Raw genomic sequence first — 16,351 nt, 5'->3', positions numbered from 1 at the left:
TATTCGAGAATGGCAAGAAGCTCGGAGCCGTCAGCCTTCAGGGTCATGTTCGAGATACGGAGCATGGAAAGTTTACGGGATGCCGCTTGTGAAGCGAGGACGTCACGGAGCATCTGAATGGCGTCAAGTTGAGGCGACGTTTCAAGACGCAGGCGTTGGACGTTCGGCATGGATTCTATTTGCAGGCCGGACGGGGCGGAAAGACCGGTATAGGTCAGTTCAGGAAGACCGACAAAACGGAGGCTTGTCATTGTTGCTGGAAGAGAGATGTCATTAATCGGAGAAGTCTCTGCAAGAGTGATGTTCTCCAGTTTGCTACCGGACGCATTGATATGGGCGATACGTGGGCATTTGTCGGTAACGAGCGTAGCGATTTGTGTGTTCCGGATATCGAGTGATACGAGGAAGGGCATTTCGCCGCAGTTCAGCGAGGTAAGCGGTGCGTAAGAACCGATGGATTGTTCTGTATGGGTGTCAGAGCCCAAGATAAGGGTTTCCACAAGTTGCATGGCGGAGAAGCTCACCGTACTTGACAGGGAGATTTCAGACAGGTCGAGCAGCTTCATGCGGTCAGCCTGATAGATATACAGCAAGGCGCCTTCCTCATGTGAGAAGTTGGTGAATACATATTCTTCGCCCGCTTCAAGGAAGCAGCTTTCGGAAAGGTTGCCGCTAGCGTCATTGCCGACACCGAAGTAACCGTTTTTAGCAGCGACAATCCGGATGGTGGCGTTTGATTTGGAAGATACGCGCCCGGAAATTACACCGCTGAAGAAATCACCGGTTTGGAAATAGCCGTCACGAATACGCCAACGTCTTTCAATGAAGGACGGAAGGGCAGTAAGTCCAAGACCTTGCAGGGCATAAAAGTAGATAGCGTCAGAAGTGGCTGTATAGGAGATGTATTTCCGTTCACCATCGTAAGAACTAACCAGTTTCTGCCATTTTTTGAGCCGTTTGTCAATGAAGAAATGCGTAGCTCCTTCGGGTGAGAACGGGTGCAGGGTGACGCCGTCAATGGTCGCCTGAACGTTACGCATGGCGGCGGCAACGGTACGCAGGGAGAGTTCCGTACCGGATGAGTCAGTCCACACTACTTGCTGGAGATAGATGTTATTAAACAGAACGGAGCCGTAGCCAGCATAAGGGTTAGTGAATGTTTCATCGCTCGTCCGGTTGGGGTCCACCTCGGCATCAACCGTGCAACCACCGTCGTTGTCCTTGCTATTGAGCGTATCGCAGTCATAGATTTTATTCAGGTACATGCGCATGGCATCCTCGGAGCTGTACACACCGTCTGTTACGGAAGCATACTCTTCCAAGAACCACATCGGCTGCATATTCTTGGCGCGTTGGTCAGTGGCGGCAAGGTAGTCGGTGAAGATGTCATAACTCAAGACACTTTCTGGGCAGGCGTATTTATACAGGTTTTCCTTCCATGTTCTTTGCCAGTTCCCGCCTTTGGAGTAATCGCAGGAATCACAGAAGCGCAACCATCGGTAGAGGTTATAGGGCACTTTCTTACCCAAAGCGTAATCAATGGCGAGCTGGTCATCATCGACAAGCGATTCAAAGTAGTAAGTCCATGCCGGGAAGGTATCAGCAGAGATAGTTCCGTTATCCACGAGTTTTTGAACCCATGAGGACTTGTCCGTTTTCATGGCCATCATATCCTGAACAGAACCGACGCCCTGAAACCAGTCCATACCTTGGTAGTTAAGAAGTTCGAAACCTTCAACCGGATTCAGGACGTCACCGGTGACATTCCATTTGCCGTTTTCATACTTCATGGAACCGGACTGCTTTTTCCATGAGCTGTCCTGATACCTCATTATCCGGTACGAACTACCGCAATACAGGGAAAGCAGGTACACGCTGTCCGTATCGAGTCCGTCAGTCTGTTTGAAGCGTATCTCAATTGCGTCTAAAGTTTCGTCAGGAGTACCGAAGAACTCTATGAAGTCACCATAATTCAGGCAACCTTTGTTATAGCCGGGGGTATCTTTGAAGCCGAGGGCGAACTGTTCCCCTTTGTCTTCTTTCCAGTTGCCTTTGGCATGGAAATAGACGTTTTGCAGGCTGTCATCCTTACACCGATAGGTGGCTACCGGGTGATTGGCGGTAGAGTGGTTCATCTGCAAGTCTTCGATATGCAAGTCACCGCTGTCAAATGTTCCGTCAAATGCACGTTGGACAGGTGTCATATAGTTACCACCTAAGGCACGGTATGTAACGTTCATCATTTCACAGGCGCCGCAGTCGTTCGCATTACCGGAATCGGAGTAATCGACTTTTACGGTAATGACATCGACCGGGATTGTATTATCACCGACCTGTACTTTGTTGATGGCAGCCAAGGCTATTGCACGGCGTCCTTCCTCCGTCGTATCGTCCGGATTAAGTAGTATGATTCGAGTGTCCTTGTTTTTGCCTTTGCTCTTGGCGAGGTAGTAGCGTTTATTCTTTACCGGGCGTTTGGCAGAGGTGGTTCCCTGGTTGCGGGTTTGGACACTCATGGCCTTGAAGTTACGCCACGGGCGTTCGGGGTCAAAGTAATAGAGCGTGATGTATATCTTCGTACTGGTGGAAGTGGTGCCGTCCAGTGCTTCTATATCGGAGCCTTCATAGGGGCATTCGACAATGTAAGGCATACCGCGTGAATAGATTTCGGCAGCCGACGGGCGGCTTTGGGTACTACCCTCGGCTGTCTGGCTTTTAAGGACGTCCTCAAAGGCGTATTCCTTCACCATTACCTCCGTATCGGTCAGACGGACAAGGTAGTTCTTGAACGCCTGTGCCCATTCCATATAAGAGTTCCAGGCCATCATGTAATAAAGGTACAAATCACCCAGCCTGCCGTCCATCGTTATATATTTGGTCTGAATCAGGGAGCCGCCGCCCGGAACATAACCAAGGCAGGCGACTTCCTCACCGTTGAGGAAGAGTTTCATCATAGAATATCGTGTACCGTCACGTTCAACGTAGTTGCTTGCAGGTTCAACAACCACGGCTACGGTTATCTTTTCACCCTGTCGATAGGCGCGTTCTTCACGACGGGAAACGCCATTGTTACAGAAGATGCCGACCACCCGGCCGGTGACATAGAAGCCGGCACCGGACGTTTCGTCATAGCAGCTAAGGAGCAGGGCATCATCATCGGTCACGTTCTTGGAAGCGAAAGCGAACTGGATGGCGGCACCGTTGGATTCGATGGACGAGCCGGCAAACGGGGCATGGTTTAATGACACGCCCACATTCTCGGCTACGCGAAGGCAGTTCTCACCCAAGAATGTGCCAAAACCGTTGGTAGTCCAGTTGGCACCGTCCACTTTCATTTCATAATTACCGCTGACAATGCTATGGTCAGTTTCCTGATTGGTACGGGATGAGAAGTCAAAGTTATAGATGGCGCCTTCTTTTATGGCGGCGTCAATGGCGGAACCGCTAACTGTCACCCGGACAGGTTCGCTAGTCACGTCCTTGCATACGGCAGTATAGTTGACCGTATCGGTGCCGTCAGCCTTGTAGCCCTGCAGTTGCTGTTTGACCTGATAGGTTTTGTTACGACTGGCAGCAATTTGTGTTACCTGCACGTTATTGGCTTTCACGCTGACGGGTGAAGTCATTTCCAACGGGTCATAACAGGCAACATCAAGTTCTACGGTTTCGTACAGTCGGACTACTCCACCGTTTTTATCATCGTATCTCAAGGCGACAAGAGGTGTGGAACTATTCGGGTCAATTACCATGACAGCCGTGTAGATGACATTTCCTTTCACTCCGGATGCGACATCCATTCCTTGGATGCGCAAGGGATAGGTACCGTGTTCTAGGCCGAGGGAAGCAGGGCGGATTACAACGGAGTGCGAGTAGTTGTCATTTACAACGGTGGTAGACAGGGATTGCCATTCACCATTAATCTTGATGTCAACCTGGGCACTGATACCTTTATCAGAGGTGTTGTTTCCGAACTTATAGAGTGGAAGGCTGAAACTTTCAGTTGTCGGAGTAAGCAGAGTTTCAGGGGTATAGTTGAGCACCTGCACACAGGTACAGGTAATATCAACAGCTGTTACATTGACATTCTTGGAACCGGTATTGCCGCTTTCGTCAGTGGCTATCAGCTTGAATTTCCGAGTACCGGCAGCCGTAAAGTATGCGGTGAAGTCCAGTTCAAAGGAGAAGTCCTTCATGTCACCGGAAGATGCTTTGTTGACGGTTTCAGTCCAGACGGTAAGCCCGCTTTCACGGTCTACGAGTTCCAGTTTCTCAATCAGGTTGTCAGAGGATTCGACACCGTTCGAGGTCACGGAACGAATGGCGGCAAAGGTTCGTAGCGTGGAGCCGTAAGAGCCATAGACAGGTGTCGACTGGAAAGCAATGGCAACAATGGTACCGCCAGTTTGACCGCCGCCACCCGTGCCGATAGCGAACTGCACTTCATCACCAAGGGTTTCACCAGCAGCGTTCTTCATCTGAAGTTTTACGATGCCTTCTGTTTCCACGTTTACGTCGAGGTTGGCCGGAACATAGGCATAGGCGCCACCAGTTGAAAAGGCATCCTTTCCCCCTTCTGCCGGTTCATCGGAAGTTTCAACAACGGAACCGCCACCACCATTCCCGAAGGGTTTCCAAAGAGAAGGGGTCGCAAAATCGGACACAGCACCCTGGAACTGCCGGGTTTCCATTTCATACTCGCCTGTTTTGTAAGTAATGATGAGACCCGTTCGCTCATATTTGACGCCAGATTCCTGTTGATAGGAGACAATGGCGGCAATAGCGGTTTCAAGGGTATAGTGGCCATCTTTCAGAGGGCGGATCTCATCAACAATGACGATGGGGTGTGTTACATCGTCGGCGGGCGTGCCGCTCTTCATATCCTCAAGGGCTTGCTTATCCTCGGCGGACAAAAGGCCGGCTTGTTCAAGGGTAGCAGAAGGCAGACGGAAGCTGTCGTCCGTTTCTTTACCGGTTGTTTTGGACACTTTCTTAAAATACACATTGAGATAGGAAGCGTCAGACAGGACGGAGAAAGAACCCGGTTTGATTATATCGGAAGGGATATTTTTCATTGTATCTTCCAAAGACTTTCCACGGTTGCCGGGGAAAGCTTCTTCTTCACCTTCCCCAAGAGACAACGGTTCAGGCAGACATTCAGAAGGAACTTTACTTTCTTCGTTCAAAGGAGCGATACCGTTCGCTTTTCCTATCCTTTCCTCAAAGTCATTTATTACAGAGGTCCATTTGCCCCATGTAACACTCTCATTGGAAACAATACCTATTCGTGAGATTGTACAAACTGTACCTAAATATACACCTTCGGCATTGTCTGACATGGTAGCCAGTTGTATACACGAAGTGAATGATTGACAAACCTTATCAAGCTCCAACCGTTCAATTTGTATATTTACAGGAATCTTAGACAAATCAACAGACAAAATACACCGATAATTCCCAATAGAAGAATCCCCGGAATACATCGTTTTTAATTTATCTTTAAAGCTACCAATAGTAGTAAAAGAGCCAATACTTTTAAATGGGTCAGTCAAAGGATTGGATTTATCAGACACTCCTGTTATACGTTTCAATAACTCGGCGTCTCCATCCGATAAATCTTTTGCAATCTTATTGACATTCTCCACTAATGCATCAAAATCCCCATTCACCATTTTAGCAATGGTACTTGAAAGTAAATCAATAGATATTTTCCGACCGCCACTAACTTCAACGTACATATCTTTGGATAGCTCTGTTGTATCAGTCAGTTGCTCTATTGTAAGACTGTTTGTCTTCAACGCTTGTAACACAAGGCTAATAATCTGTTGTTTTTCTGTTTCTGTCATAATTCTCTTTTTTAATCATTTTCATATACCCATACAAGCTCAATGGTCATACCAAGATTATCTATGTCGCAATCATAGACATTATCAAGATAAAGTTGGAACTCCTTCAGAGCACCAATATCTCCACCGTTAATACCTTTCAAGACACATACACCATCCCTACTGATTACACTCCCTTCAATGAGGTTAGTATACGAATCTCCTTTATATAGTACAGCACGCAAATTTATCGAACCGTTGTCCAAATCGTTCTTTAGTCTATCCAGTCCATTAACTGTAAGTTTACCGTAACCTCTTCTACCAATATACTTGTTATCTATGTCAGTCGTCTTGATTGCAATCAAATCCCAATATGAATTTTCATCAACACCTGGGTGATGAATACTGTTGACAGTAACCATAGTATCACTATTAATAGAAACTCCAGTATTAGGAATAGCCTTAGTCATATTGATATATGCTCCGACCTCTGCAACCTCACTTTCTGAACCATACTTGATACTACGTATTCCTTCATCATCTGCTATCCTATAAGCCCCGCTTTGTACACACCTCATAGCAAGCTGGTTATTCCATTCCAAAACTGGATTCATCGTTCTTACCTTCTGTAACATTTGATTGAACACAAAACTCTTCAATCCCTCTATTTGCTGGTTAAGTTCTGGAACATTACTTTCCTTTCTGGTATATCGAACACCATCAAAGTAGACGTAATTACAGCATAAGACACGATTCAATAATTCAGCAAACCACACAGGGCATCCCATCCCATTTCCAAGCGTGAATAATACTGTTGTATATTCGTGGCTGAATAGCTCAACAATATCCTCATCAGAGGTCACGAACTGCTCATTATCCACACCGAACGTCCATCCGTTATCTTTGAAACCACCAGGAACGCGAAAATCAAAAAAGTATTGCATCCCATCTATCCACCAGACAGCATCAAGACGCTGCTTATTATCTTTCATTGAATACTGAATAAGGCTGGTTTCTGATAACTCACATTCATCGTCCGTAACTTTAAAAATCTCACTCGTATTCCCATTAACTGTTACAGTATAGTATCCACATGGAAGCAATGAAATGTTATAGAAATAAAGAATCTTATCATCATTCATCTTCCATGAGCTTAATGATACAGGTGTAGATATATTACTTAAAAGATTATTAATGTAAACTATAGGCTCCTGCTCTTTGGCTGTCAAAATCAATTCAACAAAAATCCTGTCTGTACGTGCGAATAATTGCACATATTTACTCTTCGCTCCAAATTTATCGGTAGACGGAGAAAAAAACAGTGGGGTAAACGGGCTTATAATCATATTTCTAGGCTTTTGTTATTGAACGGACAAATAAATCATACTTCACTCCCTCGTTTCTCTCAACTGTACTACTCACCTCTTTGATGTAGCCCTCGTAAACTAGATCATCTTTTAAGATTTTAATCGTTTCATCATCTGTTGGTGGAATATCTTCATTATAAGTTGTGAATGAAACATCTCCACAAGTTATAATACCACTTTCAACGTTAAAATCATCTTTCATTCCTATACCATTGACAACAACATCACTATTACCGTCAGAAGAAGAATAAGATAGTTTTTTAGTGAACATACCAATATAGCCGGCATTTGCTTGCAATATGCCTCCTTGCCAATACATGGTATTAAACATCGTTTCAGGATCAAGTACACCACTTATTTCCCAACCGCTCCTTATAAGCCTATACTCTTTATATGTTTGTACTCCGCCATTATCATGTAATGTAGTACTGGCACAAACAAAAAACACATCATTGTCACTTTCACTATCCGTTGTATCTTGGCCTCTCTTTTGCGATAAGAATTCAATTCCATAAACATCAGCACGGTAAGGGCTAATCAACTCTAATACATTATCAGTTATATCAATGCCAGTAGTATATTCAGTAGTAAATCGGAATTCGTCACGACCATTCATACTTTCATAGTCCTGTTTATCATATCCTACCCTAACCAAAGAATATATTCTTGATGAATCAACCTTATACTCAAAACTAGAAAAGCTGCTATTTAAATCCTTTACATTGTTATCACTAAACAATTTGTCCCGGTGTTTAAAAAAAACAGTGACACCATTGATCACAGGCACAAAGCCAAAAACTGTTTCCATCCAGTTTTTAAACTTTGTATAAGAAGTATATAGCTTAGCTTGGGGGATTCCACGGATACTTTCAGCAGCTAATATCACGCAATTATCTAACCTTTCATCAACACCTGAAGCTATTTCACCATAGATACCTTCATTTCCACCATTCATGCTTTTAAGCAATCGGTTTAACACATCAATAGGTCTTATTGCATCCACATAGATAGGGTTAGCTCGAGAAGTAAAGCGTGTCTCAAATTTGAAATTACGAAAATAAATATTGCCAGTAGAAGCATTAACTCTGTTAAATGTTACCTTCAAATCAAAAAATAAAGCCTGCCCTTTAGTCAGATGAATCTTGATGGATTCATTCAGATTACTTGGAGTAACATCCCCCTTATTATACCCCCATCTTTTCAACTCGACTAAACGACCATCTTCGTAACGCCCACCTAGAACAATTTCAGCTTTAGTTGTATACGCATCACTATAACTGATATAGTATTCAAAACTAAAATTCAATACTATATCAATGTCGGACAAGGCTTTAACAAATACATTTGGATCATCTTTCGATTCTTGTGGTGCATCATAAAACTCAAGAGGTGAATCCCGTGACGGAAGTTCACCACCAGAAATATATAAGGGAAGCGAATATGTTATAGCTTCTACATATATTCCTTTGTCAATTACAATATATTGCAAAGAAGCATCATTTTCTACAGTATTACCACCTAATGTATGCGGTTGACTATAATTCATACTTACAGAATCATAATAAAGCTGATATACATCTTTTATCTCATCTACCGAATATTCGTACTGCGTTCCTTTGTTAGCCTTTATGATATTAGCGACACTATCATCTATCGAATTAATAGAAACAGCATTTCCATCATAGGTCAATGAACCGAAATCCAGTCGGCAACTGAAGAATTCTTCATAAGTATGAGAATTAGTTATAGTATAAACAGTGATACTAGCATTAGAAGCCAGGTATTTGCTCAAATACTCCTCCAATATGAGATCATAGGCTTCTCCCACAAACTGGAATTTTGAAGTAAAGGTTCTAGTTATTCCTTCAAGTCCGGAGCGTTTACGGGAAAACTTTATTTCATCCCAATTCTGAATACAAGATTTGGGAATATCATAGGAAATACTATCAACTGTAAGTACATATTTACAAAGCATTTTAACTCGTTTTGAACGTTCACGAGCAAATATATAGAAAAAGCCAACCGGTTTCCCGATTGGCTAAATTCTTGAAAATTGCATTTTGCAAAAGCAAGACATAACTATTTATTTTTCAACGCAATAGATAAAACATAAAATAATTATGACTTTCTGCATTCTCAATTTACAAATTAATACTTTCATAAAAAAGCTCCGAACCCATATATAAAGGAACGGAGCCTGCCTTTGTCTTAAAACGGTCTCGCTTCACAGCGGTACACTATCTTTAGAAAGTGGCTGCGGAAAGTTCTTTAGATATACGTTCCACCGCTACCCGTATCTTATCATATTGTTTTTGTCCGGCTACTGTCACACCGGAAGTATATTGTCTCATCAATGAAGCATTGATACCTGCCAACTCTGCAACCTTAGTAACATTCAGGAATGAGAAATAGTTGAAGAAAGACTGCATATCATATTTGTAGATAAACTCCAATTCCGGCATTTCCTTGCCTTCTTCTGCCTGCATCTCCTTTATTTCCTCATATGCTTTCATCATATCCTCTTTCGCGGCTTCCGCCGTATCTCCATACCCTGCCAAACCAAAGCCGGGTAAATCTTCCTCGACAAAGCATGAGTAATACCCATCGCTCGCCTTTTCCATGATTACAGTTACTTTCATATCCATTGCTTTAAAAATAGGAGTACGGCAATATACCGTACCCCATTGTCTCAACATTTACAGTCCTTTAGATAATAAAGCGCAAAAGGTAGGGGGATTACTCCCCCAAAAGAACCTTTCTTGCTTTACGTTCCATTCCGGTAGGCACTTCCTGTTTGCCATGCCTTGACAGGGCAAATTTGTTTCCTGTCTTGGGGCTGTACCAAATATCATGATTAGCCCCATGCCTAAGAACGTAACAACCTGCTGCGGTAAGTTCCGCAAAAAACTGATTGTACTTCATAATGTAAAAGACCGTTTATTTAAGACGATACAAATATAGCGTTTTTGCTATAAACCACCAAATAAAAATATAACTATTTTGCTATATTTATGAAAAAAGTTATTTCCATACACTTTTAATCGATCATCAATATCCAATTTCATGAAGCAGAAACTTCCGACCGGAAGAAATACGACTTCTTACAGTTCCAACAGGAATGTTCAGGATTTCACTTATCTCATCATAAGAATACCCACTAGCATAATACATCACACTATCAATACAACGGGATTTTTTAGCACACCGTTGTATTATGGAAACCAAATCATCAAACAGTATTGAATGAGCTGTACAGTTAGAAATGGCACTTCCGTCTACCATATCAAGCCCTGTAAAATGTATAAGGGAATTTCTATTGTATCTTATTATATAAGTATTCCTCATTATAATAAGGCACCACGGTTGAAGCGGTTTAGAACAATCAAATTTATCACGATTCACAAGTAGCTTATAAACTGTATCACCGGCTAAGTCTTCAGCATCTTGCATGGAACAGCAGAATTTTCTTGCCACCTTTAATATCCAAGGATATATTTCTGATAATTCCTTTTCAAAGTCCATTGTCAGCCCTCCTTATTAGGTGTATCTTCGGTTCGCCATTAATGCACCTTTCCACATATTTCCGGTGCATGATACTTTGTTCGTGCATTTCCTTAGCAGAACGCTCGATTGAACTAATAAGAGTGCCTATATCGGGGGGCAATAAGGCAATCATTTTTTTTACCTCGGACACTTCTGCTGTTATCCGATTACACTTCGTCTCTAATGTACGTAATTCTGACAATAAAACATTGTATAAATGCCTATTTATACAATGGATGCTGTTTTTTTTATTCATAAAAAAGTCGTTTGTGATTCTAAAGGAGATGTACAAACGACTGTATGAAATAATTCGCTTTAATTAAAAATTAATCGAATTACAGCATATATGTAATACCAATATTATCATGTGCTTCTTTTTCTGATCGATATTTCAACATCAGCTTGATGAACGATATTCGCATAGACAGCAGCATTAATTACACGGGAATCAATACTCATTTTAAAGAATGTCATTAGAAAAGCAATCTCTGCATCAAAAGAAGAACGAATTTGTTCAGGAGTAGCCTTACTTCCTTTATGTTCCTCACTGCGTCTCTCCTCATTCCGTTTTTGCTCAAAAATTGCAGAATGAAGTAAATAATCAAGCTTCGATATAACTTGCTCATCACTCATATTTCGGGTATCTACATTTAGTTGACCCAATACCTGACGAACATCATCATAAAAGCCAAGAGAAACAAGAGCCTGACAAATACGAAGACTCAATAGTTTGGCACGTTCTTTCAGCATATCCTCTTTGTCCATTACCATAGCCTTCATATTTGAAGGATTAACAATACTTCTGTATTCAATGAGCAATTTAGATGCTATCTCTTTAAGCGTGCTCTCTGACACAAATTCGCGACCCGAAAGCAAACAAGCATAGTTTCCGCATGAAAGCTCAATGAAATCATTCAATGTTATCTGATTTAATCTTTCAATCATGACTATTTCAGTTTAGATAACTTATACAGTTCAAATTCACGGTTAGAAGCATCCTGACGCTGCATTTTAAGACTCTTCATCAAAAGAAAATTTGTTCTATCAACCCTTTTTTCTAATCGGGAATAATCATTGAAAACAATGGTGTCACCGGAAGAAGATGCAAAATATGTCGGTGAAAATGTAGGAAAGTCCCAATCCGGCATATCAAAATTAGAGATATCTACCTTATCAACATCAGGAAAGACTTGTGCACCTTTAGGAATATCAACTAAAGTTGGAGCATCAGGAGTAATCCATGCTTTTCCGGAATACATGATAACTTCATGTTTACCGGCATCACCAACTAAAGCGGTACCGCCGGGATGCCTATCATTACCTTTAGTACCGTCTGCATAGGAAGGAATAGGAGTTGCAAGAATTGTTGCTACTTGCATAGCCCCCATTGCCCCGATAACAGCAGCCATAACAGCACCGGCAATCGGACCTAACTGGAAAGCCTCCATAATACCACGAGCCGTCGCAATTCCCGTTTCTGCTACTTGTACCCCTTTGTTCCAAACAGCTTGCTTATGCGCAATCTCTTGCTTTTGCCTTTCCAGCTCTTTATTCTTGGCTTCAGTCTGATCCTTTGCTGCACGTTTACGTGCTTCTGCTTCCTCTTCAGATATGGCCCCCGATTCTGCTAAGTTCTCTATTCGTTCAATATCCTCATCATACTTTTCCTCATTGGCTTCCCGTTCTTCCTCTATTTTCTGAATCTGTCCATCATAAATAGAAGAGACTAAGTTTCCAATGGTCCCCACAGCTTGAGATGCAGTTTGAAGCCACTTTTTCAAGTTTTTCTGACGCTCTTTCTGAGCTTTCTCATCCGCTTTAGTAACCTTATTGATAGCCTCAATCTCCGCTTCTGCTTCTTTTTGGGCAAGGTCTGCTTTCAATTTAGCAAGTTTCTCCTCTAGTTTCTCCCTTTTATCCGTACTCAAATTGGCAGTAGCAAGTTCGGACTCCAAAGCATCAATAGCTGCTTCAGCAGTTTTACGTGCATAGTTTAATTTTAGCTGATATTCAAGTTCTGCATACTCCTGCTGGGTTATTTCCTTAGAAGCTAACTGTTTTTTAAGAGCAAGCGTATCCATAACATATGCAGCATCCCGGATTTCCTGCTCATGCGCTGCATTCTCTGCAATTAACTGCACCTGATCGGATGCATGTCTTTCGTTAAGTTCTTGTTTCTTTTTTGCATATTTTTCGTCAATGAGAAAAACATCTTCACCTGTTTTCTCCGCTGCATCAATTTCTGCTTCACGTTGCAACTCCAACTGGTGCAATTTCAAATCAAGTTCTTCTTGGGACCCCTTTTTTACAACAGCAAGAGCGTTCTCAACATCTTTCTTTTCACGGTCAGAATTATACTTAATAGAGAATTCATCTAATTTATCCTGCATTTCTTTCGCCAAATTCTGACGAATAGCAATTTCTTCTTTACTATAACCCTTAACAGCAGCAATCTTCTTTGAGTACGCTAAACCAATTTTAGCAAGTTCCTTTTCTAAGCCTTCATCCATGAGGGCGAGTTCAGATTCTTGATAAGTTTCTTTAATCTTTTGTTTTTCCTTAGCAGCTTTCTCCAGTTCACGTTTTTCTTTATCTGTGAGAGGTTTGTTAAATGTACTTCCCATATTTTCCTCTTGATAATCATTGGTAATACCTTTGATTTGCTCCATTTTTTCTTTCAACCCAGCAACATATGCAGTTTGCTCTTCAACAAGCTTGAAAGACTCATCTATGTCTTTTTTCATCTGATTAGTAGTTTTTTGAAGCCCTAGGCCTTGTTTCAATAAACTACGATTATTATACTCACTCCACTGCTTTTGGTTTCGTTTAGTATAAAGTTGCAATCTAGCTTCTTCTTGTGATAAAGTTCTTTCCAATATTTTAAGTTGTTCTCCTCTAGCTTTCTCAAAAGCTTCTGCACCGTCAACTCCCTCTTTTCTATATTTCAAAGCGACCCTATCAATACTTTCCTCCTTAGATTTAACCCATTCCTTATCCAATTTAGCAGCTTCTTGACCGTTACGAGCTGCATTGGCTAATCTTTCTTCACCAAGCTCTTCAGCAGTAGCAATAACAGCACGCATAGAACGAACAAGTTCAGTAAATTCATTTATAATTCCAGATAAAACGCCAGTATTCTTTCCCAAAGAAATCATGAGAGCTTCCCAAGCAGAACTTAAACTGGCAATTGCTCCCTTTGCATTATCTTCCATAGTATGAGCCATGTTCCCTAATTCACTCTCAACACCTGTAATCTGGTCACGCAAAGGAACTATTTTATCGGCAGCAGTTAAAAAAGCGTTGAAAGCAGCGACACTTCGTTTATCTGTCATTTCAAGAGTACTATTCAAATCTACTCCCTGCTCTTTCAATTTTTGCAATCCAGCGACCAATTCAGGTAATGTTCTCACCGGACCACCTAACGACTTGGCAAGTACCCCGTTTGTATCGGCTAAATTTAGAAGAATATTACGAGTAGCAGTAGCAGACATTGAAGCATCAAATCCTGCATCTGCCAACTTACCAACCAATGCTAAAGTATCTTCAATAGAGAAATTAAACGCTTTAGCTACTGGCCCCACGATTGGAAGTGCAGTAGCAAGATATGAAAAAGACAATGCACTCTTTGTTGTCGCAACAGCCATTGCAGATACATAGCGTTCAGTCTCACGGGTATCAGCATTAAACATTCTTAATGCAGCTCCTGTCAACGAAGCAGCCTCTCCCAACTCTGCACCGGTAGCTTGAGCAAAACGTAAAACAGATTCTGTTGCATCTAATATTTCTTTTCTTGTAAAACCTAATTTCGCTAATTCAATCTGCAATTCGGTAGCTTCAGAAGCTGTATATTTAGTTGTAGCTCCCAACCTTTTAGCATCAAGAGTTAATTCTTTTATTTGGTCTGATGTGGTACCGAGTATTGCAGCAAGCCGGCTATTAGCAAATTCAAATTCAACAACACTACCTACACCCTCACGAAGTTTAGTGAAAAGAGCAACGACACCACTTACAACAGCTTGCGCACCTATATATCCAGCAGCCCATCCTTTCAATCCGGCACTAACTTTACTTAATCCAGGAGCCATCTCCGTTTTAAGCATCCTTCCTGCATTCTGGGCAATAATACCCATATTCTGCATGGACTTATTACCGTTCTGTATTTCAATCCATGCCGCCTTTACTTCTTCCCGATATGCACCGATGGTCATTTTCTGTTGACTATATCGATCGGAATTTCGCTTTATGTAATCGGTATTGATTCCGATTGTAGAATTAAGACGGGCAAGCGTACGAATATAATTCTCATCAGTATCTTTCAGTAAATCAACAGCCTTTTGAAGCTGCTTATTCATTTCCTTTGCCTGGGAACGACTGTGTACTTCCTGATTAGTTAGTATTATTGCCGACCGGATAATCTTTAAACGTTCTTCTTCAGATAGAACAGCTTTCTTACGAGTAGTATTACCGACATTCTGCGCTTTTGTCAAGTTAGCTTCCGCTTTAGCTGCTTTTTCCAAGGACACAGCATTATCTTGATTAGCCTTAGTGAGTTTCTTTAATTCAGCAGAAGACAGTTTTTCTACATTTAACTTTTCCTCTATCCTCTTGCTTACGGCTTGGGTTATTTCAGACTGTTTTCTAAGAGCCTCTGTTAATTCGTTAGATGCAGAACCTGCAACTTTAACTTGAGTTTTATAAATGTTACCTAACTTCTCCAAGTCAGCGATGCCGTCCACATTTATCTTTAGACCTTTTGCAAGCTCAATAGCTGCATTTTTATAAGTTTCCCTTACTTTACCAATAGTATTATCAAGTTCAATCAACTTTTGAATCTCACTATCTTCAACGAAATCTTTTAATTTTAAATCTGCCATAATTACAGGTAATGTCTATATTCAACAATCTTTCCTTTTATCTCAACTCCTAGTTTATCAAAAGCATAGGTACCATCTTCTTTCTGATAAACGACATACATGCAACCATCCAAGACAGCTGCTTTCTTTGCAAGATCACTGATACGTTCCAGTTCACTCTGCATCTTTTTTATTTCGCAACTACAAGCCATTTTCTACCGATATCCACATTCTGAAAAGAAACGTTCCATCCAGGGACGGAGATACATAATATTAAAGTACTCTTTAGCTGTATCACCAATGCCTAAAATCTGCTCACCGTATTTCTTCTCAATAGAACTACCGTCCGTAAATCCTTTCGTTGAGAATCGAAGCCCGGAATCAATTCTATCGGCAGTTATGCTATCATAGAAAGTACCAGTAATAAAGAGGTTAGGTACCTCAACCGGACGCGGTGGCAAATAAAGCATCTCACTTCTAAGAGGTGGAGTTATCCTCTCCTTCCATCGTTTATATTGTTCCGCACGGTTCTGCCAAGGACCGGGCTCGTTAAAATAGGTGTCAGTATCATAATCAGGATTCAATAGATGTTCAGTACCGTCCAGACCGGAATATAATTGTTCCTGAATGCAATCAACGAGTACATTCTTATGTTCTTCCATACACCTAATACATTCCTCTTCAAACCCGGATGCAATGGAATGAATAACTCTATGTAATTCATCAAAATCTGCCATACAGTAAAAATATAACGGGCCGGGCTGTA

General features: G+C 41.6%; 10 protein-coding genes. All 10 read right to left on the bottom strand.

Translation table 11 applies throughout. The annotated features are described in order from the left end of the window. Positions 1-5,843: hypothetical protein (locus tag HMPREF0106_RS17405; RefSeq protein WP_009039433.1), on the bottom strand; the 5,843-nt coding region annotated here is incomplete at its 3' end. 11 nt (positions 5,844-5,854) lie between these two features. Then, positions 5,855-7,168 (bottom strand): hypothetical protein, encoded by a 1,314-nt coding sequence (locus HMPREF0106_RS17410; RefSeq protein WP_009039432.1) that lies wholly within the window; start codon positions 7,166-7,168, stop codon positions 5,855-5,857. Positions 7,169-7,172: 4 nt separating this feature from the next. Then, positions 7,173-9,164: a hypothetical protein gene (locus HMPREF0106_RS17415; protein ID WP_009039431.1), complete on the bottom strand. Its 1,992-nt coding sequence runs from the start codon at positions 9,162-9,164 to the stop codon at positions 7,173-7,175. A gap of 268 nt (positions 9,165-9,432) precedes the next feature. Continuing rightward, positions 9,433-9,885, bottom strand: coding sequence for a type II toxin-antitoxin system HicB family antitoxin (locus HMPREF0106_RS17420; protein WP_009039430.1), 453 nt, complete (start codon positions 9,883-9,885; stop codon positions 9,433-9,435). 40 nt (positions 9,886-9,925) lie between these two features. After that, positions 9,926-10,111, bottom strand: coding sequence for a type II toxin-antitoxin system HicA family toxin (locus tag HMPREF0106_RS17425; RefSeq protein ID WP_005652458.1), 186 nt, complete (start codon positions 10,109-10,111; stop codon positions 9,926-9,928). Positions 10,112-10,237: 126 nt separating this feature from the next. Further along, positions 10,238-10,711, bottom strand: a complete 474-nt coding sequence (locus HMPREF0106_RS17430) for an RNA polymerase sigma factor (RefSeq protein WP_032851143.1) — start codon at positions 10,709-10,711, stop codon at positions 10,238-10,240. Between the two features lie 384 nt (positions 10,712-11,095). After that, entirely contained in the window at positions 11,096-11,677 is a 582-nt protein-coding gene (locus tag HMPREF0106_RS17440) for a hypothetical protein (RefSeq protein WP_009039427.1), read from the bottom strand. Positions 11,678-11,679: 2 nt separating this feature from the next. Continuing rightward, complete coding sequence (locus tag HMPREF0106_RS17445; protein WP_009039426.1) at positions 11,680-15,606, bottom strand: phage tail tape measure protein; 3,927 nt, start codon at positions 15,604-15,606, stop codon at positions 11,680-11,682. A gap of 2 nt (positions 15,607-15,608) precedes the next feature. Then, positions 15,609-15,770 (bottom strand): hypothetical protein, encoded by a 162-nt coding sequence (locus HMPREF0106_RS27410; RefSeq protein WP_004311558.1) that lies wholly within the window; start codon positions 15,768-15,770, stop codon positions 15,609-15,611. A gap of 30 nt (positions 15,771-15,800) precedes the next feature. Beyond that, a complete protein-coding gene (locus HMPREF0106_RS17450; protein ID WP_004300282.1) occupies positions 15,801-16,322 on the bottom strand; it encodes a hypothetical protein in 522 nt (173 codons plus the stop codon). Positions 16,323-16,351: the final 29 nt, after the last annotated feature.

Source organism: Bacteroides sp. D22, assembly GCF_000163675.1.
GTDB lineage: Bacteria > Bacteroidota > Bacteroidia > Bacteroidales > Bacteroidaceae > Bacteroides > Bacteroides xylanisolvens.
This window is presented reverse-complemented; position numbering and strand designations above follow the sequence as displayed.